At 60.4% G+C, this 20,929-nt stretch carries 17 protein-coding genes; 8 read left to right on the plus strand and 9 right to left on the minus strand.

Annotated features, from left to right (window positions below):
- Nucleotides 1-110: 110 nt before the first annotated feature.
- The gene (locus tag HU770_RS11450) at nucleotides 111-1,730 is read right to left on the minus strand and encodes an MFS transporter (protein WP_033702451.1); all 1,620 of its coding nucleotides are present in this window, start codon (nucleotides 1,728-1,730) and stop codon (nucleotides 111-113) included.
- A gap of 97 nt (nucleotides 1,731-1,827) precedes the next feature.
- Nucleotides 1,828-3,474, minus strand: a complete 1,647-nt coding sequence (locus HU770_RS11455; protein WP_186663692.1) for a GMC family oxidoreductase N-terminal domain-containing protein — start codon at nucleotides 3,472-3,474, stop codon at nucleotides 1,828-1,830.
- 170 nt (nucleotides 3,475-3,644) lie between these two features.
- On the opposite strand from HU770_RS11455, the gene HU770_RS11460 reads away from it, so the two are divergent.
- Nucleotides 3,645-4,532: a LysR family transcriptional regulator gene (locus HU770_RS11460; protein ID WP_186655441.1), complete on the plus strand. Its 888-nt coding sequence runs from the start codon at nucleotides 3,645-3,647 to the stop codon at nucleotides 4,530-4,532.
- Here the strand turns inward: HU770_RS11460 and HU770_RS11465 are convergent.
- Genes HU770_RS11465 through HU770_RS11475 form a run of 3 tightly spaced genes read right to left on the minus strand, consistent with a single transcriptional unit; the run spans nucleotide 4,521 to nucleotide 7,540 of the window.
- A complete protein-coding gene (locus HU770_RS11465) occupies nucleotides 4,521-5,339 on the minus strand; it encodes a sulfite exporter TauE/SafE family protein (RefSeq protein WP_186655444.1) in 819 nt (272 codons plus the stop codon). The two genes, HU770_RS11460 and HU770_RS11465, sit on opposite strands and share 12 nt — an antisense overlap.
- Entirely contained in the window at nucleotides 5,336-6,616 is a 1,281-nt protein-coding gene (locus HU770_RS11470; RefSeq protein WP_186655447.1) for an FAD/NAD(P)-binding oxidoreductase, read from the minus strand. Before HU770_RS11470 ends, HU770_RS11465 begins: the two co-directional genes overlap by 4 nt.
- Before the next feature lie 39 nt (nucleotides 6,617-6,655).
- The gene (locus HU770_RS11475; RefSeq protein WP_033702447.1) at nucleotides 6,656-7,540 is read right to left on the minus strand and encodes an MBL fold metallo-hydrolase; all 885 of its coding nucleotides are present in this window, start codon (nucleotides 7,538-7,540) and stop codon (nucleotides 6,656-6,658) included.
- 222 nt (nucleotides 7,541-7,762) lie between these two features.
- On the opposite strand from HU770_RS11475, the gene HU770_RS11480 reads away from it, so the two are divergent.
- Together HU770_RS11480 and HU770_RS11485 are read left to right on the plus strand one after the other, a co-directional pair.
- Nucleotides 7,763-9,067, plus strand: coding sequence for a sigma 54-interacting transcriptional regulator (locus HU770_RS11480; RefSeq protein ID WP_186663693.1), 1,305 nt, complete (start codon nucleotides 7,763-7,765; stop codon nucleotides 9,065-9,067).
- 134 nt (nucleotides 9,068-9,201) lie between these two features.
- Nucleotides 9,202-9,624: an RcnB family protein gene (locus HU770_RS11485; protein WP_047582477.1), complete on the plus strand. Its 423-nt coding sequence runs from the start codon at nucleotides 9,202-9,204 to the stop codon at nucleotides 9,622-9,624.
- A 69-nt stretch (nucleotides 9,625-9,693) separates the two neighbouring features.
- Here the strand turns inward: HU770_RS11485 and gyrB are convergent, their stop codons facing one another.
- Genes gyrB through dnaA form a run of 4 tightly spaced genes read right to left on the minus strand, consistent with a single transcriptional unit; the run spans nucleotide 9,694 to nucleotide 15,911 of the window.
- Nucleotides 9,694-12,114, minus strand: coding sequence for a DNA topoisomerase (ATP-hydrolyzing) subunit B (gyrB, locus tag HU770_RS11490; RefSeq protein ID WP_033702444.1), 2,421 nt, complete (start codon nucleotides 12,112-12,114; stop codon nucleotides 9,694-9,696).
- Between the two features lie 4 nt (nucleotides 12,115-12,118).
- On the minus strand, nucleotides 12,119-13,222 hold the full coding sequence (gene recF, locus HU770_RS11495) for a DNA replication/repair protein RecF (protein WP_033702443.1): 1,104 nt from the start codon (nucleotides 13,220-13,222) through the stop codon (nucleotides 12,119-12,121).
- A 15-nt stretch (nucleotides 13,223-13,237) separates the two neighbouring features.
- Complete coding sequence (dnaN, locus tag HU770_RS11500; RefSeq protein WP_027592068.1) at nucleotides 13,238-14,341, minus strand: DNA polymerase III subunit beta; 1,104 nt, start codon at nucleotides 14,339-14,341, stop codon at nucleotides 13,238-13,240.
- A 40-nt stretch (nucleotides 14,342-14,381) separates the two neighbouring features.
- A complete protein-coding gene (dnaA, locus tag HU770_RS11505; protein WP_033702442.1) occupies nucleotides 14,382-15,911 on the minus strand; it encodes a chromosomal replication initiator protein DnaA in 1,530 nt (509 codons plus the stop codon).
- Between the two features lie 596 nt (nucleotides 15,912-16,507).
- Here dnaA and rpmH point away from each other — a divergent pair.
- The 5 genes from rpmH to mnmE all read left to right on the plus strand — a co-directional run bounded on the left by rpmH (nucleotide 16,508) and on the right by mnmE (nucleotide 20,437).
- Nucleotides 16,508-16,642, plus strand: a complete 135-nt coding sequence (gene rpmH / locus HU770_RS11510; protein ID WP_003253163.1) for a 50S ribosomal protein L34 — start codon at nucleotides 16,508-16,510, stop codon at nucleotides 16,640-16,642.
- A 13-nt stretch (nucleotides 16,643-16,655) separates the two neighbouring features.
- On the plus strand, nucleotides 16,656-17,060 hold the full coding sequence (gene rnpA, locus HU770_RS11515) for a ribonuclease P protein component (protein WP_077068714.1): 405 nt from the start codon (nucleotides 16,656-16,658) through the stop codon (nucleotides 17,058-17,060).
- Complete coding sequence (gene yidD, locus HU770_RS11520; protein WP_015268406.1) at nucleotides 17,053-17,298, plus strand: membrane protein insertion efficiency factor YidD; 246 nt, start codon at nucleotides 17,053-17,055, stop codon at nucleotides 17,296-17,298. The genes rnpA and yidD overlap by 8 nt, the downstream gene beginning before the upstream one ends.
- A 2-nt stretch (nucleotides 17,299-17,300) precedes the next feature.
- A complete protein-coding gene (gene yidC, locus HU770_RS11525) occupies nucleotides 17,301-18,983 on the plus strand; it encodes a membrane protein insertase YidC (protein ID WP_033702440.1) in 1,683 nt (560 codons plus the stop codon).
- A gap of 83 nt (nucleotides 18,984-19,066) precedes the next feature.
- Complete coding sequence (gene mnmE, locus HU770_RS11530) at nucleotides 19,067-20,437, plus strand: tRNA uridine-5-carboxymethylaminomethyl(34) synthesis GTPase MnmE (protein WP_186655452.1); 1,371 nt, start codon at nucleotides 19,067-19,069, stop codon at nucleotides 20,435-20,437.
- Nucleotides 20,438-20,929 lie beyond the last annotated feature (492 nt).

Genomic DNA, 20,929 nt, shown 5'->3' on the forward strand with positions numbered 1-20,929 from the left:
TTAGCTGTTTATTTCTTCACGTTACAGATTTGCGAAAAACGTGCATAAGTTTTTAGAGGGCATAAAAAAACCGGCGCTTAAGCCGGTTTTTTTATGGGCGTTTCTCCCCCTCAAACCTTGTCGATATCCACGTCCTTGGTTTCCTTCAGGCAGAAGATCCCTACCACCAGGCTGATGCCGGTCACCAGCACTGGGTACCACAGCCCGTAGAAGATATCCCCGGTATACACCACCAGTGCGAACGACACCGTCGGCAGGAAGCCACCGAACCAGCCGTTGCCGATGTGATAGGGCAGGGACATCGAGGTATAGCGGATACGGGTGGGGAACAGCTCGACCATCACCGCCGCCAGTGGGCCGTAGGTCATGGTCGCGATCAGGATCATCGCCACGATCAGTACCACCACCATCACCTGGTTCACTTGCCCCGGGTCAGCCTTGGCCGGGTACCCCGCCTGCTCGATCGCCGAACGCATGGCGGTTTCGTCGAAACCGTTGATGGTCTTGTCGCCAATGTTGACCACCACCTCGCTGCCGGCCACGCTCACCGAGCTGTACGGCAGCCCCTGCTTGACCAGGAACGTCTTGACCTTGTCGCACGGGCTGTCGAAACGCGCCTTGCCGACCGGGTCGAACTGGAAGGTGCAGCCCTGCGGGTCGGCGGTGACCACGATCGGCGCCTGACGGCTGGCGGCGTCGATCTGTGGGTTGGCGTAATGGCTGAGCGCCTTGAACAGTGGGAAGTACAGCACGGTCGCCAGCAACAGGCCCAGCATCAGAATCGGCTTACGCCCGATGCGGTCCGACAGCCAACCGAAGAACACGAAGAACGGCGCCCCGATCACCACACTGATGATCAGCAGGGTGTTGGCCTGGGCGGGGTCCATCTTGAGCATCTGGGTCATGAAGAACAGCACGTAGAACTGCGCCGTGTAGAAGGTCACCGCCTGGCCAGCGTTGATGCTGAACAGGGCGGTGAGTACCACCTTGAGGTTCGGCCAGGAGGTGAACGATTCACGGATCGGCGACTTGCTGATCTTGCCCTGGGCCTTCATTTTCACGAAGGCCGGCGACTCGTGCATGCTCATGCGGATCCAGGTGGAGATCGCCAGCAGGAAGATCGACAGCAGGAACGGCAGGCGCCAGCCCCAGGTTTCGAACTGGTCGCCACTGATGTAGCGGCTGCCCAACACCACCAGCAGCGACAGCAGCAAGCCAAGGGTGGCGGTGGACTGGATGAAGCCGGTATGGAAGCCGCGCTTGCCTTGCGGCGCATGCTCGGCCACGTAGGTTGCCGCACCGCCGTACTCACCGCCCAGCGCCAGCCCCTGCAGCATGCGCAGGATCACCAGGATGATCGGTGCCGCGATGCCGATGCTGGCATAGGTTGGCAGCAGGCCGACGGCAAAGGTCGACAGGCCCATCAGCACGATGGTCACCAGGAAGGTGTACTTGCGCCCGATCATGTCGCCCAGCCGGCCGAACACCAGCGCGCCGAAGGGGCGAACCAGGAAGCCGGCGGCGAAGGCCATGAGGGCAAAGATGAAGGCCGTGGTGTCGTTGACCCCAGCAAAGAACTGCTTGCTGATGACCGCTGCCAGCGCGCCATAGAGAAAAAAGTCATACCACTCGAAAACCGTCCCGAGGGATGACGCGAAAATGATCTTTCGTTCTTCGCGACGGCTGGTGCCGCTGGCCGTCGCACCCTGCTCTTGGATGTAATCCGACATCGTTGCTGTCCTCGGCCCACAGGCCACAGTGATTATTCTTTTTGTTCCACTGTCGGCAGCTTCCGACCGCAAGCTGCCGGTGTTGCACGCACCCGGGTCAGGGCGTCGGTATTGCGTCTTCGTTTAGGTAGGTCTGGGTTGCGGCTCCTTTGAGGATAAGTTGCGCCGCCTTCTCGGCGATCATCAGGGTGGGTGAACAGGTATTGCCGGAGGTGATCTGCGGCATGATCGAGGCATCCGCCACACGCAGGCCGGGTATGCCGTGCACCCGCAGCTGGTTATCCACAACATCCAGTGGGCCGCTGCCCATGCGGCAGGTGCCCACAGGGTGGAAGATGGTGGTACCGATCTTGCCAGCGGCCTCGAACAGGTCCTCTTCACTTTGCAGGGCTGCGCCCGGCAGGTATTCCTGTGGCGCGAACGCGGCGAGGGCAGGGGCCTGGACTATGCGCCGGGTGATCCGGATGGCGTCGGCGGCAACCCGCAAATCTTCAGGGTCACTGAGGTAGTTGGGGTCGATCCGTGGCGCGCTGTGCATATCTGCAGCACCGATGTCGATGCGCCCGCGGCTGAGCGGCCGAAGGTTGCACACCGAGGCGGTGAATGCCGGGAAGCGGTGCAACGGCTCGCCGAAGCGCTCCAGCGACAAGGGCTGCACGTGGTACTGCAAGTTGGCGGTGGCGTGCTCGGGGCTGGAGCGCACGAACGCGCCCAACTGGCTGGGGGCCATGGCCAGCGGGCCGCTGCGGTCGTACAGATAACGCAGGCCCATGCCCATCTTGCCCCACAGGCTGTTGGCCATCTGGTTGAGGGTGCGGGTGTTGCGGACCTGGTAGATCAGGCGCAATTGCAGGTGGTCCTGCAGATTGCCACCGACGCCAGGCATGTCATGGCGCACGCCGATCCCCAAGTCTTCCAGCAATTTGCGCGGGCCAATACCGGAGCGCTGGAGGATGCCCGGCGAGCCCACGGCCCCGGCACACAGAATGATCTCGCGCCGCGCAGCGAATTCGTGCCAGGCATTCTGCCAGCGGGCTTTTACCGCACGCGCACGGGTGTTGTTGAGCAGCACCTGGTCGACTTCCACGCCGGTCAGCACCGTCAGGTTCGGCCGGCCCATCACTGGCCGCAGAAACGCCTTGGACGCATTCCAGCGCACACCACTGCGCTGGTTGACCTGAAAGTATCCACAGCCCTGGTTATCACCCGTGTTGAAATCGTCGACGTTGGCGATGCCGCTTTGCTCGGCCGCATCGCGGAAGGCGTCAAGAATCGGCCAGCTGTAGCGCTGGCGCTCGACCCGCCATTCACCGGCAGCGCCATGGTGCTCGCTATCACCGGCAAAGTGGTTTTCGCTAGCCTTGAACAGGGGCAGTACGTCCTGCCAGGCCCAGCCTGAGTTGCCTTGCTCGGCCCAGCGGTCATAGTCGGCCGCCTGGCCGCGCATGTAGATCATGCCGTTGATCGATGAACAACCGCCAAGCACCTTGCCCCGTGGGTAACCCAGGCTGCGGCCGCCCAGGCCGTTCTGCGCCTCGGTCTTGAAGCACCAGTCGGTGCGGGGGTTACCGATGCAGTAGAGGTAGCCGACGGGGATGTGGATCCAGGGATAGTTGTCACGGCCACCCGCTTCAAGCAGCAGCACGCGGCAGGAAGGGTCGGCGGACAAGCGATTGGCCAGCAGGCACCCGGCAGGACCGGCACCCACGACCACGTAGTCGAAGACAGAATCGGCTGATGGCATGTGCAACCTCGCGCCTGATTATTATTCTTGTCCCGCACCATCTTATTGATTAATTTCGCTGTGGAAACACGAGATTTCGCGCAGCCGCTGTGCGTTTTAGCACAGCGACAACCATTGAACGCACACGGTCATTGTGGGAACGACCGCGTAATCGAGATGCAGGGATCAGCATGTTCGACTGGAACGATTTGCGGTTTTTCCTCGAGTTGCAACGCAGCGGCCGCCTGCTCACCGCTGCCAAACGCCTCAACACCACCCACAGCACAGTAGCCCGGCATATCGAGAGCATCGAGAAAAGCCTGGGCACGCCCCTGTTCGTGCAGCACGCCCAGGGCTACGACCTGACCCCCTCCGGCCAGGCCTTGCTCAAGCACGCCGAAGCCATGGAAAACGTTGCTTTGCTGGCGCAGGAAGAAATCACCCAGGCCATCACCCCGCTGGGCAAGATTCGCCTGGGGGTGACCGAAGGCATCGGCATCATGTTCTTCACCCCGCGCATGAACGCGTTGTTCGAGCGCTACCCGGGCCTTGAGGTGGAGCTGGTGGCCGTACCGCGCTTCGTCAGCATCCTCAACCGCGAGGCGGAAATCAGCATCCACCTGGAGCGGCCCAATGCCGACCTGCTGATCACCCGCAAGCTCACCGACTATCGCCTGGCCCTGTACGCGAGCCAGGCCTACCTCGACCGCGCGCCGCCGCTGCGCACCCGCGAAGACCTGGCCCGGCACAGCTGGATCGGCTACGTCGATGACCTGCTGTTCAGCCAGGAGCTGCTGTTTCTCAACAGCTTCTGCCGGTCGCCCAGCGTGGCATTTCGCAGCACCAGCGTAATCGCCCAGCAACAAGCCGCACGCGCAGGCCTTGGCATTGCCGTGTTGCCCAACTTCATGGCGCGCCACGACCCGACGCTGGTCCGTGTGCTGCCCAGCGAAACCATCCAGCGCAGTTACTGGATCTGCACGCGGCGTGAGCTGCACAAGTCAGTGCGCCTGCGGGTCGTGTGGGACTACCTGCTGGCGCTGTGTGCCGCCGAACAGGGCGAGCTGTTAGCTCAATAGAACCTTGCCAGCCAGCAGCAGGGCGGCCAACCAACCGGCCACGGCAAACATCTGTTGCAAGCGTGGCCCAGCCAGCCTGGCCGCCAGTGGCCGCGCCAGCAGCAAGCCGGTCACCGCGCCGACCGCAAAGGGGGCACCAACCTGCCAGTGCATTACCCCCGCCAGGCTGGCGCTGACCACGCTACCGGTGGACACCAGCGCAATCACCGCCAGCGAGGTAGAGACGATGCTGGCCATGCGCAGGTTGGTGTAGCGGTTCAAGGCCGGAATAATCACGAAGCCACCGCCCACCCCCAACAGGCCAGACAACAACCCCGACAGCGCACCGGTCAATGCCAGGGCCCGTGCGCAGGGGAGCGTCCAACGCAAACGCCCTTGCAATGGGTTGAGCACGCAAGGCTCGATGTAGCGGTGCGCATCGTTAGCTTCGCCGCGCAGCTCCCTGGCGGCCTTGCGCCAGATGCGCAGGCAGGCGTAGACCAGCACGCAGGCGAATATCAGCACCAGCGGTGTATTGGGCACGCGGTGCGCCAGCATCAAACCAAAGGGGGCGACCGCGATGCCGATCAGGGCAATGAACAACGCCGCCCGGTAGCGCACCAAGCCTTGGCGCAAACCCAGCACGGCGCCCACGGCGGCAGCCAGGCCCACGGCCAACAGGCCGACGGGCGCCGCCTCGACCATCGACAGGCCCAGGCCAAACACCAGCAGTGGCACCGCCAGAATACCGCCCCCGGCGCCGGTCAATGCCAACACCGCACCAATGATCGCGCCCAGGCCCGCGCCCAACAGTTGATGTTCGATCACTTGCCGGCCTCGGCTACCAGTGGCTGCGGGCGCGCCAGCCATTCACGCCCTTTGAGCATGCCTTTCCAGTACAAGGGTGGCAGTACCCGCGCCTTGAGCAACCAGGCCAGGCGCGTCGGCTGGCGGCCATCGAGCAACCAGCGCGGGAAGCTCGGCGCCACCTTGCCGCCATAGGTGAACTCGGCCAGCACGATCTTGCCGCGCTCGACGGTCAGTGGGCACGAGCCATAGCCGTCGTACTGGGCGAGGGTAGGCAGCCTGCCCAGCGCCACCAGCACATTGTTGGCCACTACCGGCGCCTGCTTGCGCGCTGCTGCGGCAGTCTTGGCATTGCTGGTGCTGGCCACGTCGCCCAAGGCATGGATGTTGGTGAATTTCCGGTGGCGCAAGGTCTGCGGGTCGACATCGACCCAGCCTGCGCTATCGGCCAGCGGGCTTTCCCGAATGAATTCGGGCGCCACTTGCGGCGGTACCACGTGCAGCATGTCGAAGGGCTCGATACGGGTTTCATGGCTACCATCGGGCAACGTACGCACGAACGTCGCGCGCTTGCCGGGGCCATCCACCGCCACCAGGCGGTGGGCGTAATTGAGGTCCACGGCGTACTTGTCGATATAGGCCATCAATGCAGGGACGTAGTCGGCTACGCCAAACAGCACGGCACCGGCGTTGAAGAAACTGGCTTTCACATCGCCCAAATGGCCCTGGCGCAACCAATGATCGCAAGACAAGTACAGCGCCTTCTGCGGCGCGCCGGCACACTTGATCGGCATTGGCGGCTGGGTGAACAGGGCACGGCCTTGCCTGAGGTTTTGCACCAGCTGCCAGGTGTAAGGCGCCAGGTCATAGCGGTAGTTCGAGGTCACGCCGTTGCGGCCAAGGGTCTCGCTCAGGCCGTCGATGGCCTGCCAGTCGAGTTTCAGGCCAGGGCAAACCACCAACTGCTCGTAGCTGATGACGCGGCCACCCTCAAGCACGACCAGCTGGCCCAACGGGTCGAAGCCCTGCACCCGCGCCTTGATCCATTGCACACCCCGGGGAATGGTCGAGGCCATGGTGCGCGCCGTGCTCGGCGCCTTGAACACACCGGCGCCGACCATCGTCCAGCCCGGCTGGTAGTAGTGCACGTCGGCAGGGTCGATCAGTGCGATGTCCAATGACGGATCACGGCTGATCAGGCTGGACGCCGTGGCGATACCGGCGGCACCGGCACCGACGATGACCACTTTGTGGTGGTCGGTAGTGGAAGCATTGGCAGGGGACAGCAAGGCAGGCATGGCGGTAGTTCCTGGAAATCTCGTTATGGGTAAAAGCGATCAAAGCGTGTTCAGTGGAATCTTCAGGTAGCTCACGCCATTGGCCTCGGGCTCGGGAAAATGACCGCTGCGCATGTTCACCTGCACTGATGGCAGAATCAGCACGGGCATGTCGAGGGTCTTGTCACGGGCCTCGCGCATGGCCACGAAGCTGTCTTCATCAACGCCGTGATGGATGTGAATATTGCTGCCGCGCTGCTCGGCCACGGTCGTGACGTACTGCATCGCGCGCCCGCCAGGCAGGTAGTCGTGGCACAGGAACAACCGGGTCTGGTCGGGGAAGGCCAGCAGGCGGCGGATCGACCGGTACAGGGTGCGGGCGTCGGCGCCGGGGAAGTCGCAGCGCGCCGTACCGTAATCGGGCATGAACAGCGTGTCGCCGACGAACACCGCCGTTTCACCACCATCCACCACCACATAACTCATGCATGCCGGGGTGTGCCCCGGGGTGTGCAAGGCACGGGCGTGCAGGTTGCCGATACGAAAACCTTCCTCGTCCTCAAGCAGTACATCGAACTGGCTGCCGTCCCGGGCAAAACCCGGCTCGGCATTGAACAGCGCGCCGAAGACTTTTTGCACCTGGGTGATGTGCGCACCGATGGCGGTGTGGCCGCCAAGTTTTTCCTTCAGGTAGGCGGCTGCCGAAAGGTGATCGGCGTGAACATGGGTTTCCAGAATCCACTGCACCTGGCCACCCAGCGCCTCAACCTGGGCGATCAAGCGGTCTGCCGATGCGGTGCAGGTACGCCCGGACTTGGGGTCGTAGTCCAGCACACTGTCGATCAACGCGCACTTGCGCGTCTCGCTGTCCATGAGCAGGTAGCTGATGGTCGAGGTCGCCTCGTCGAAGAAGGCTTCCACGTGAAGGTTGTTACCGATGATCATCACGTTCTCCAAAGTTTCCTGCACCCTTTGTAGAGGCGTAGGCAGTAGCCGGAGGTTTATCAAGATACATGCCAGGGTTTTTCATGGGCATGGGCCAATGAATGCGGCCCTGCCTGGCACGCGCCAGGCAACATGGCAGCCACATTGACAGTCGACTGTCAGCCAATGGCAGTGTTTGGCAGTCCTTGCTACCCTCCGCCGGGTTATCACATCGGTGCCCCCATGCCTGAAGCCCATCACATCATCCTAGCGCTGGTTTCCTACCTCGAACACGATGCGCTGCCCACCATCGTGCTGGATACCGACTACAACATCCTCGCCGCCAACGCCGCCTACCGCCGCCAGTTCGGCCGAGACGAGCAGGCGCCGTTGGGTGAAAAGTGCCACAAGGTCTCGCACCACTACGCGGTGCCTTGCGACCAGGCAGGTGAACATTGCCCGATGCGCAAGGCGTGGCACAGCAAGGTGCCGGAGCGCGTGCTGCACATTCATCACACCCCGCGAGGCCCTGAGCATGTGGATGTCGAACTGCGGCCGATCCTGGACGAGCAGGGCAGGGTGGTCGCCTTTGTCGAGCGGCTCACCACGATCACCCTAGCCTCGGCGCAGCCCCAGCAACAGGGCTTGGTCGGGCGGGCGCCAGCGTTCAAGGCGGCGCTGGCCAGCCTGCAGCGCGCCGCCCCCGCGCAAATTCCGGTGTTGCTGCAGGGTGAATCGGGTACCGGTAAAGAGCTGTTCGCCCGCGCCATCCACATGGGCAGCCCGCGCGCCAGTGGGCCGTTGGTAGTGGTCGACTGCACCGGTTTGACCGAATCACTGTTCGAGAGCGAATTGTTCGGCTACGAGAAGGGCGCGTTCACCGGCGCCAACCAGCGCAAGATCGGCCTGGCCGAAGCGGCCCATGGCGGCACGTTGTTCCTCGATGAAATTGGCGAGGTGCCGATGGCGATGCAGGTGAAGTTGCTGCGCCTGATCGAATCCGGAAGCTTCCGCCCGGTGGGCAGCCTGCGGACCGTGCACGCGGATTTCCGCCTGGTGTCGGCAACACACAAACCGCTCAAGAAGATGGTCGCTGAGGGTACTTTCCGTGAGGATCTGTATTACCGCATCAGTGGCTTTCCGATCCGGCTGCCCGCACTGCGCGAGCGTGTGGAAGACCTGCCATTGCTTGCCGAGAGCCTCCTTCAGCGTATGGCTGGCAAGCCGACGCCGAGCCTGACCGATGGCGCGCTGAAACAGCTAGGCCTGCATCCATTCCCAGGCAACATCCGCGAGCTGCGTAATATCCTGGAAAGGGCAAGGCTGTTTGCCGATGACGGGCTGATCCGCCCCGAGCATCTACCCGAAGATATCGGCCCGCAGAGCGCGCCAGGTTTCACCAAGGGCAGGGGGCATGGCGACTTGAGTGAGCTGGCGCAGGCGCTGGATCAGTTTCAGGGGCCACGCAGTGAACTGGCCCGGCATCTTGGCATGAGCGAGCGCACGCTCTATCGGCGGTTGAAGGCGCTGGGCCTGGGCACGATGTGATCGCCTGGTTCACCTTTACCCGACCTTTACCTCTGGCCAAGGATTAGGCTGGCAAAACCGCTGTCTGAACAGTTAACCGCACCAGGCGCTCAGTGAGTTGCGCCGGGCCTTAACATGCAGAGGATCAGCATCACATGAAGAAAACCCTGACCGTGCTTTGCGCCGCGCTGATGTTCAGCGTACCGCTGGCCAGTTTCGCTCAACCTGGCCCGCCCCAGGGGCATGACAACGGTCCCGCCCATCAGGGCAACCCTCAGCATGGCGGCCCCCAACATGGAAAGCAGCCGCAACAAGGGCGCCCTGGCAACGGCCACGCGCCGGCCTACAAAAATCCAAACTACCGCCCTCAAGCGGGGATGCCGGTACCGCATCAGCAATGGCAACGCGGTCATGCCGTTGACCCCCGTTACCGCGGCGACCGCTATTGGGTGACTGACTGGCGCGCACGTCACCTCTATGCACCGCCGCGTGACCACCGTTGGTTGTCCGTGAACGGCGATTACGTGCTGGTGGCCATCGCCAGCGGGGTGATTGTAAATATTCTCAGTGGGTACTGAGGTCGCCAAAATCGAGGTAAAAAAAAGCCCGCTTGCGCGGGCTTTCTTATGGCGGTTGTCTGAACCTGATCAGAAGTCCAGGTTCGACACCGACAGCGCATTGCTTTCGATGAACTCGCGGCGAGGCTCCACCGCGTCACCCATCAGGGTATTGAAGATCTGATCGGCAGCGATCGCGTCTTCGATAGTGACCTTGAGCATGCGGCGCACGGTTGGGTCCATGGTGGTTTCCCACAGCTGGTCCGGGTTCATCTCACCCAGCCCTTTGTATCGCTGGATGGTGTGGCGCTTGGTGCTCTCGTTCATCAGCCAGTCCAGGCCTTCCTTGAACTCGACAATCGCCTTGCGACGCTCACCGCGCTTAACATAGGCACCTTCACCCAGCAGGCTGGACAGCTTGGCACCGATGTTGACCACGGTACGGTAGTCGTTGCTGCCGAAGAAATCGCGGTTGAACGTGATGTAGCTGGCCAGACCGTGCGAGGTGATTTCCACTTCCGGCAGCCAGACATTGCGCTCTTTGTCTTCGCGAAGGCTGGCATTGTAAGCCAGGCCCGACTTCTGGGTATTGCTCAGACGCTCCTGGAACTTGGCCAGCCAGGCCTGCATCACAGCGTGGTCGCCCAACTGCTCCAGGGTGACTTCCGGCAGGTAGATGAAGTGCTCGGTCAGCTCCTGTGGGTACAGGCGCGACAAACGCTTGAGGGTCTTCATCACCCCACGGAACTCGTTCACCAGGCTTTCCAGTTGTACACCGGAAACCGCTGGCGCCGACTCGTCCAGGTGCAGGCTGGCATCTTCCAGGGCCGATTGGGTCATGTATTCTTCCATGGCCTCGTCGTCCTTGATGTACTGCTCCTGCTTGCCTTTCTTCACCTTGTACAACGGTGGCTGGGCAATATAGATATAGCCACGCTCGACCAGCTCAGGCAGCTGACGGAAGAAGAAGGTCAGCAACAAGGTACGGATGTGCGAACCGTCAACGTCAGCATCGGTCATGATGATGATATTGTGATAACGCAGCTTGTCGATGTTGTACTCTTCGCGACCGATACCACAGCCCAGCGCAGTGATCAGCGTGCCGACCTCCTGGGACGAGATCATCTTGTCGAAACGAGCCTTCTCGACGTTGAGGATCTTGCCCTTCAGCGGCAGGATAGCCTGGGTGCGACGGTTGCGACCTTGCTTGGCCGAGCCACCTGCGGAGTCACCCTCCACCAGGTACAGTTCGGAAAGGGCAGGGTCCTTTTCCTGGCAGTCAGCCAACTTGCCAGGCAGGCCAGCGATGTCCAGTGCGCCTTTGCGACGAGTCATCTCACGCGCCTTGCGCGCCGCTTCACGCGCTCGGGCAGCGTCGATCATCTTGCCGACAACGGCTTTGGCTTCGTTCGGGTTTTCCAGCAGGAAGTCCGAGAAGTACTTGTTCATCTCCTGTTCCACGGCAGTCTTCACTTCCGAGGAGACCAGCTTGTCCTTGGTCTGGGAGCTGAACTTGGGGTCCGGGACTTTGACCGAGATGATCGCGGTCAAGCCTTCACGGGCGTCATCGCCAGTGGTTGCGACCTTGTTCTTCTTGGCCAGGCCTTCCTGCTCGATGTAGCTGTTCAGGCTACGGGTCAGCGAAGAACGGAAGCCCACCAGGTGAGTACCGCCATCACGCTGCGGAATGTTGTTGGTGAAGCACAACAGGTTCTCGTTGAAGCTGTCGTTCCACTGCAGGGCGACTTCAACGCCCACGCCATCTTCACGCTGAACACTGAAGTGGAACACCTGGGTGTTAACCGGCGTCTTGTTGGTGTTCAGGTACTCGACGAAAGCCCGCAGGCCACCTTCGTACTTGAAGAACTCTTCCTTACCGCTGCGTTCATCCTTGAGCAGAATGCCGACGCCCGAGTTAAGGAACGACAGCTCACGGATCCGCTTGGCCAGGATATCCCAGCTGAAGTGGATGTTTTTGAACGTCTCAGCCGAAGGCTTGAAATGGATGTGGGTACCGGTCGTTTCGCTGTCACCGACAATCGCCATCGGTGCCTGGGGGACACCATGAACGTAGGTCTGCTCCCAGATCTTGCCGCTGCGACGTACTGTCAGTACCAGCTTTTCGGACAGAGCGTTCACTACAGAAACACCCACGCCGTGCAGGCCGCCGGATACTTTGTACGAGTTGTCGTCGAACTTACCGCCGGCGTGCAGCACGGTCATGATGACCTCCGCTGCGGAAACGCCTTCTTCTTTGTGCACATCAACCGGAATGCCGCGACCGTTGTCGCGCACGCTGATGGACTCATCCGTGTGGATGATGACGGTGATGTCATCGCAATGACCGGCGAGGGCTTCGTCGATCGAGTTGTCGACCACTTCGAAGACCATGTGGTGCAGGCCGCTACCATCATCGGTGTCGCCAATGTACATGCCGGGACGCTTGCGTACGGCATCCAAACCTTTCAGCACCTTGATGCTGGAGGAGTCGTACGTTTGATTTTCGCTCATGCCTTCACTCCCGATGGTCGTGGGTCTGGGTGATACAGCCTTGTTCCACGTGGAACAAAGCAACTGGCGTTTCCGTCTGCCAGCCTTCCCTCAGTAATTCGTGATCTACACAGGTGATGAACACCTGGCAGCGTAATTCTTCAAGCAAGCGGCACAATGCGCGGCGGTGTTGCTCGTCCAGTTCTGACGGCAAATCATCCACGAGATAAATACAGTGACCGCGGCGAGCCTGACTGACGAGGTGCCCTTGGGCAATGCGTAGCGCACACACCACAAGTTTCTGCTGCCCTCGCGACAGAATGTCGGCTGCGTTGTTGGCAGCCAATCGAAGTCGTAGATCAGCACGCTGCGGACCGGCCTGGGTATGGCCCATCTGCTGATCACGAAGGAGAGAGGAGGCGAGTACTTCGTTGAGTTCCCGGTCCTTGTCCCAGCCTCGGTAATAGCTCAGGGTCAACCCGTCAAGCTCGACCAGTTCGCTCAGGGTTCGCTCGAAGACGGGCTTCAAGGCCATGATGTAGTTGCGACGGTATTCATCTATTTCCGCGCTGGCCAGGCACAATTCCCGGTCCCAGGCGGCTTGCGAAGCTGGGTCAAGTGTACCATGCCGCAACCACGAGTTTCGCTGCCTGAGCGCCTTCTGCAGGCGCTGCCAGGCAGGCAAAAACCGAGGTTCCACGTGGAACACTCCCCAATCCAGGAACTGGCGGCGAATTTTCGGGGCGCCCTCCAGCAACCTGAAACTGTCTGGGTTGATCAGCTGCAATGGCAACAGTTCGGCCAACTGCGCAGCACTTTTGGCATTCTGCCCGTCGATGCGAATTGTGAATTCGCCTTGCCGTTCCCGAGATACCCCCAGGTTGCTGGTGCCTCCCGACGTCAACTCGACCTCGCCAAACACGGTGCACGCTGGCTGCTCGTATTGGATGACGGGGTTAAGACGCGTACTGCGGAAGGACCGCGCCAGCCCAAGCAGGTGCACAGCTTCAAGCACACTGGTCTTGCCGCTGCCATTAGCACCGTAGAGGATGTTGATGCGGGGAGAAGGTGAGAGGGTCACCGGGTGCAGGTTGCGCACCGCGGTGACCATGATACGTCGAAGGGACATTCGCTCTGCTACAGGTTACAGACGCATCGGCATGACAACGTAGGACGAATCATCATTGCCAGCCTCCTGCAGCAGCGCACTGCTGTTGGAGTCGGACAGAATCAGACGCACCTGCTCGGTTGTCATGACGCCCAGCACGTCCAGCAGGTAGCTGACGTTGAAGCCGATTTCCAGCGCGCTGCCGTTATAGTCGACACTGATTTCTTCTTCAGCTTCTTCCTGTTCCGGGTTATTGGCCTGAATCTTCAATTGGCCAGCGGCCAGTTGCAGGCGAATACCGCGGTACTTCTCGTTGGACAGGATGGCGGTACGGCTGAAGGCCTCACGCAGTGCCTGACGATCACCCACCACCAGTTTGTCGCCGCCCTTGGGCAATACGCGCTCGTAGTCAGGGAATTTGCCGTCCACCAGCTTGGAGGTGAAGGTGAATTCGCCGGTGGTCGCGCGGATATGATGCTGCCCCAGGACGATACTGACCATGCCTTCAGGGTCGGTCAGCAGACGCGCCAGCTCAAGGATACCTTTGCGCGGCACGATGACCTGATGGCGATCATCCTGCTCGATGGGGGCACTCATCGAGCACAGTGCCAGGCGGTGACCATCGGTAGACACCGCACGCAAGGTATTACGCGATACCTCCAACAGCATGCCGTTGAGGTAGTAGCGAACATCTTGCTGGGCCATGGCGAAGCTGGTGCGCTCGATCAGGCGGCGCAGCTTGCTCTGCTCCAGGTTGCAGGTCAGCGAGCCCGGGCCTTCTTCCACAGTCGGGAAGTCATTGGCAGGCAGGGTCGACAGGGTAAAGCGGCTGCGGCCGGCCTTGACCAACAGTTTTTGCTCGTCGACCTTGATATCGATCAGGACGTCGTTCGGCAGGCTTTTGCAGATGTCCATCAGCTTGCGCGCCGGGACAGTGATTTCGCCAGGCTCGGCTGGCTCTTCGAGTTGCACGCGGCCTACCAGTTCGACTTCCAGGTCGGTACCGGTCAACGACAGCTGCTGGCCTTGCACAACCAGCAATACGTTAGACAGGACCGGCAAGGTCTGACGGCGCTCGACGACACCGGCGACCAGTTGCAGGGGTTTCAACAGGGCTTCGCGTTGAATGGTGAAATGCATGGTCTAGTCCCTTGCCTTCAATTAGCTGCGCAGACGGCCATCAGGTCGTCAGCGTCCGCAGCAGGTTCTTGTAGTCCTCGCGGATGTCCGCGTCGGATTCCTTCAGTTCGTTGATCTTGCGGCAGGCGTGCAGCACGGTCGTGTGGTCGCGACCACCAAACATGTCGCCGATCTCCGGCAGACTGTGGTTGGTCAGCTCCTTCGACAGGGCCATGGCCACCTGCCGCGGCCGCGCGACAGAGCGCGAGCGCCGTTTGGACAACAGATCGGAGATCTTGATCTTGTAGTACTCGGCCACGGTGCGCTGGATGTTATCCACACTGACCAATTTGTCCTGCAGTGCCAGCAGATCCTTCAGCGATTCGCGAATCAGTTCGATGGTGATGTCGCGGCCCATGAAGTGCGAGTGAGCAATCACCCGCTTCAGTGCCCCTTCAAGTTCACGGACGTTGGAACGGATGCGCTGGGCAATGAAGAAGGCTGCGTCATGGGGCAGCTCGACTTTGGCCTGGTCGGCCTTCTTCATCAGGATCGCCACACGGGTTTCCAGCTCTGGCGGCTCGACTGCAACGGTCAGGCCCCAGCCGAAGCGGGACTTCAGGCGTTCTTCCAGGCCTTCGATTTCTTTCGGGTAGCGGTCGGAGGTGAGGATCACCTGCTGGCCGCCCTCGAGCAGGGCGTTGAAGGTGTGGAAAAACTCTTCCTGCGAGCGCTCCTTGCGGGCGAAGAACTGGATATCGTCGATCAGCAGCGCATCGACCGAGCGATAGAAGCGCTTGAATTCGTTGATGGCATTGAGCTGCAGCGCCTTGACCATGTCGGCGACGAAACGCTCCGAGTGCAGGTAGACCACCTTGGCATTCGGGTTTTTCTTCAGCAGGTGGTTACCCACAGCATGCATCAAGTGGGTTTTGCCCAGGCCGACGCCGCCATAAAGGAAGAGCGGGTTGTAGCCATGCTTGGGGTTGTCGGCGACCTGCCAGGCGGCCGCACGCGCCAGCTGGTTCGACTTACCTTCGACGAACGTGTCGAAGGTGAACGTGCGGTTCAGGTAACTGGTGTGCTTGAGCGCGCCTTCAACCTGAACGGTGCGCTGTTCGGTACGGGTGCTGGTAGCCGGCACCGGCGCAGGCTCGGCCATGGCATCGAAGCTGTCGCGCGACGACGGCTCAGCCACCTCGTTGACCAGCACAGGCTCTACCGGTGCAGCGGCAGGTTCTGCCGACACAACAGCGGGCGCAGCCTTGTGTACCTGGGTCTGCGCCAGCGAAGCAGCCACAGCGGCACTGACAGGCGCATTGGGGGCGGCACGCGGCGCAGAGCTGCGACGGCTGCCTATTAATAAGGAAAGGGCAGGTGCAATGCCGCTGCCGTTTTCACCCAACAGCTCGAGCAGACGACCCAGGTACTTTTCATTGACCCAATCGAGAACGAAACGGTTAGGCGCATAGACGCGCAACTCGTCGCCTTCGGCTTCGACCTGTAGCGGACGGATCCAGGTGTTGAATTGCTGGGCAGGCAGTTCATCGCGCAGAAGCTCCACGCACTGCTGCCAAAGTTCCACTGACACGGATATCCCCTGAGTTTGAAAGCCGGATGAGGCAAAAGCAAACCGCCATTGTACCGGTCGAGCGATCAGTTATCCACATGTGGATACGTTAGGAGTCATGGCAAAACAGCCATTTATCGACCAAAACGTCTTTATACAGCTGTGCATAAACCTTGTGGATAACCGCACCTGAGGGCTATGCACAACCCTGGGTCGAGATCTGTGGATAATTCGACTGTGGATAAAGCGTGTTTTTATACACAGATTCTACGCAGGCGCAGCACAAGCGCAGCACCGGATACCGACAGGGTTTCAAAACTCTGTACAGGCTGATTTTCCTGGGCTGTAGAACGTTATCCACAGAAAGTTATCCACTTAAGATTTATAAGTTCTTTAAGAAAGCTTTTTAAATGTCTCTTCTTTTTTATCATGTTATCCACGGTGGGGGGATCCCGAATGGCTCGTGTCTGGGCAACCGCTGGCCGAGCAAACGCATCACGCCGTCTATAAGGAATGACTGGTTGGAAATTGACCTATTGCCTTGCTTTCTCTAGAATCGCCGGTCTCTTAAAAAGGGGGCCATCCCGGCCGTCGTCGACAAACCCAGGTAACACGCCATGAAACGTACTTTCCAACCAAGCACCATCAAGCGCGCGCGCACTCACGGTTTCCGTGCTCGTATGGCTACCAAGAACGGCCGCGCTGTTCTGTCGCGTCGTCGTGCCAAAGGCCGTAAGCGTCTGGCCATTTGATTTTTCGGCACAGGTGGTGAGTCAGGACTTCAGTCGGGAAAAGCGACTGCTTACACCCCGACATTTCAAAGCGGTCTTCGACTCCCCAACCGGCAAGGTTCCAGGGAAAAACCTGCTGATCCTTGCTCGCGAGAACGGCCTCGATCATCCACGCCTTGGCCTGGTGATTGGCAAGAAGAGCGTCAAGCTCGCCGTTCAACGCAATCGCCTCAAGCGCTTGATGCGCGATTCCTTTCGTCTGAACCAGCAGATACTCGCTGGCCTGGACATCGTGATCGTCGCGCGCAAGGGATTGGGTGAGGTAGAAAACCCGGAATTGCATCAACACTTTGGCAAGCTCTGGAAACGCCTGGCGCGCAGCCGGCCATCTCCAGCAGTTAGCGCCGATTCCGCAGGGGTAGACAGCCAAGATGCGTAAACTGGCACTCGTTCCGATCCAGTTTTACCGTTATGCCATCAGTCCACTGATGGCCAATCACTGTCGTTTCTTCCCCAGCTGCTCCTGTTACGCTTACGAAGCCATCGAAAACCATGGCCTCTGGCGTGGTGGGTGGCTGGCCGTTCGTCGCCTGGGGCGTTGTCATCCGTGGAACGACGGCGGTTTCGACCCCGTTCCACCCGCTCCTTCCTCCCGAACTTCTTCGATAGCCGAGTAATCATGGATATTAAACGCACGATCCTGATCGCCGCGCTGGCAGTCGTGTCCTACGTCATGGTCCTGAAGTGGAACGATGACTACGGCCAAGCTGCCCTGCCGACTCAGAATACTGCTGCCAGCACTGTTGCTCCGGGCTTGCCCGATGGCGTGCCGGCCGGTAACAACGGTGCCAGCGCCGATGTACCGAGCGCCAACGCCGAATCGAGCCCTGCCGAACTGGCACCGGTCGCACTCAGCAAGGATCTGGTCCGGGTCAAGACTGATGTTCTGGAACTGGCTATCGACCCGGTCGGTGGTGACATCGTCCAGCTGAACCTGCCGAAGTACCCACGCCGTCAGGACCACCCGAACATTCCGTTCCAGCTGTTCGACAATGGCGGCGAGCGTGTGTACCTGGCCCAGAGCGGCCTGACCGGCGCCAACGGCCCGGACGCCCGTTCCACTGGTCGCCCGCTGTACGCGGCCGAGCAGCGCAGCTACCAGCTGGCCGATGGCCAGGAACAACTGGTGGTCGACCTGAAGTTCAGCGACAACGGTGTGAACTACATCAAGCGCTTCAGCTTCAAGCGTGGTGAGTACGACCTGACTGTCAGCTACCTGATCGACAACCAGAGCGCACAGCCCTGGAGCGGCAACATGTTTGCCCAGCTCAAGCGTGACGCCAGTGGCGATCCGTCTTCGAGCACGGCAACCGGCACCGCCACCTACCTGGGCGCCGCCCTGTGGACAGCTGCCGAGCCGTACAAGAAAGTGTCGATGAAAGACATCGACAAAGGTAGTTTGAAAGAAAATGTGTCCGGCGGCTGGGTCGCCTGGCTGCAGCACTACTTCGTAACCGCCTGGATCCCGGCCAAGTCGGACAACAACGTTGTCCAAACCCGCAAGGACAGCCAAGGCAACTACATCATCGGTTACACCGGCCCGGCCATCAGCGTCCCTGCTGGCGGCAAGGTCGAAACCAGCGCCATGCTGTACGCCGGTCCGAAGATCCAGTCCAAGCTCAAGGAGTTGTCCCCAGGCCTGGAACTGACCGTCGACTACGGTTTCCTGTGGTTCATTGCCCAACCGATCTTCTGGCTGCTGCAACATATCCACAGCCTGCTGGGTAACTGGGGCTGGTCGATCATCGTGCTGACCATGCTGATCAAAGGCCTGTTCTTCCCGCTGTCGGCTGCCAGCTACCGCTCGATGGCGCGCATGCGTGCCGTGGCGCCAAAGCTTGCCGCGCTGAAGGAACGCTTCGGCGATGATCGCCAGAAGATGTCCCAGGCGATGATGGAGCTGTACAAGAAAGAGAAGATCAACCCGCTGGGTGGCTGCTTGCCGATCCTGGTTCAGATGCCGGTATTCCTGGCCCTGTACTGGGTACTGCTGGAAAGCGTCGAGATGCGCCAGGCCCCATGGATGCTGTGGATCACTGACCTGTCGATCAAGGATCCGTTCTTCATCCTGCCGATCATCATGGGCGCCACCATGTTCATTCAGCAGCGTCTGAACCCGACGCCGCCGGATCCGATGCAGGCGAAGGTCATGAAAATGATGCCAATCATCTTCACCTTCTTCTTCCTGTGGTTCCCGGCTGGTCTGGTGCTGTACTGGGTTGTGAACAACTGCTTGTCGATTTCCCAGCAGTGGTACATCACCCGCCGTATCGAAGCAGCGAGCAAGAAAGCTGCTGCTTGACGGGCTGCTAGTCTGTGAATAAAAACGCCCCCTAGTGGGGCGTTTTTGCTATCTGTCGTTTTTTGTCGTAGAGGCTTTCGAGCATGAACACTGTGCGTGAGACCATCGCCGCCATCGCTACCGCCCAGGGCCGCGGAGGCGTGGGCATTGTCAGGTTGTCCGGCCCGTTGGCTGCCCAGGCAGGCCAGCTCATCACCGGCCGTACCCTGACGCCTCGCCACGCCCATTACGGGCCGTTTCGCGATGACCAGGGCCTGGTGCTGGACGAAGGCATCGCCTTGTACTTCCCAGGGCCCAACTCGTTCACCGGTGAAGATGTGCTCGAGCTCCAGGGGCATGGCGGGCCTGTGGTCCTGGACATGCTGCTGCAGCGCTGTGTACAACTCGGTTGCCGGCTGGCCCGCCCGGGTGAGTTCAGCGAGCGTGCGTTTCTCAACGACAAGCTCGACCTGGCACAAGCCGAGGCGATCGCCGACCTTATCGAGGCCAGCTCCAGCCAGGCGGCGCGCAATGCCTTGCGCTCGCTGCAGGGGGAGTTCTCCAAGCGTGTGCACAGCCTCACCGAGGCGCTGATCGCCTTGCGCATCTACGTGGAGGCGGCGATCGACTTCCCCGAGGAGGAGATCGACTTCCTCGCCGATGGCCACGTGCTGTCGATGCTGGATACCGTGCGCAGCGAGTTGTCCACAGTACAACGCGAAGCCGGGCAGGGCGCGCTGCTGCGCGATGGTATGACGGTGGTGATCGCCGGCCGCCCGAATGCGGGTAAATCCAGCCTGCTGAACCGCCTTGCCGGTCGCGAAGCGGCCATCGTTACCGACATCGCCGGCACCACCCGGGACATCCTGCGTGAACATATCCACATCGACGGCATGCCGTTGCACGTGGTGGACACCGCTGGCCTGCGTGATACCGATGACCATGTGGAAAAGATAGGTGTCGAGCGGGCGCTCAAGGCCATTGGCGAAGCTGATCGTGTATTGCTGGTGGTCGACTCCACGGCACCCGAAGCCAGCGATCCCTTCGCCCTCTGGCCGGAGTTCCTCGATCAGCGCCCGGACCCTGGCAACGTCACGTTGATCCGTAACAAGGCCGACCTCAGCGGTGAAGCCGTGGGCCTGGAGCAGTGTGACGACGGCCATGTGACCATCACCCTCAGCGCCAAGGATGACGATAGCGGCTTGCAGTTGCTGCGTGACCACCTCAAGGCCTGCATGGGCTACGAACAGACTGCAGAGAGCGGTTTCAGTGCCCGCCGGCGCCACCTGGATGCCCTGCGCCAGGCCAGCGATCACCTGGAGCATGGCCGTGCGCAGCTGACCCTGGCTGGCGCCGGTGAACTGCTGGCAGAGGACCTGCGCCAGGCTCAGCACGCCCTGGGAGAGATCACAGGGGCGTTCAGCTCGGATGACCTGCTGGGGCGTATCTTCTCCAGTTTTTGCATCGGCAAGTAATCCACAGGCCTTCACAAGGCCATTGGCGACACCAGGCCGCTCCTTCGGGAGCGGTTTTTTTTGCTCGTCAGTCACCTCACTGGCTGTGCGTTGGCCAAGAAGGCCGTCCAGATCCTGGTTTTTTTCATCCACAGGTGAAAATAGGTGCGCCTGTACCCTGGGGATAACCCACCTTCAGGTCTCTTGATAACCCACTCTTTTTCTTGAGGAAAAACCGGCCTGTGGGTAAATAGGCATTTAATCCACAGGTTAAATGACGTTATCCATAGCCCTCATGGCACTTGAATAACAGGGTTTAATTTCTCTGTACACAGCGCCATATAAGGCCTGTGTAATCTTATCCACAGAAAGGTGTGTGCATAAGAATAAACATAAAAACAAAGCTTTTTAAATTCTTCTTCTTTGATTTCTGTTGTTTGCCACTCATCCACAGCCTGATCAAATTTTGCGCAAACGGTTCCTTTGCAAGGGGGTAAGTCCCTATACTTGTCG

Origin of the sequence: Pseudomonas sp. SWRI68, from assembly GCF_014269165.1 — a bacterium.
Classification (GTDB): Bacteria; Pseudomonadota; Gammaproteobacteria; order Pseudomonadales; family Pseudomonadaceae; genus Aquipseudomonas; species Aquipseudomonas capeferrum.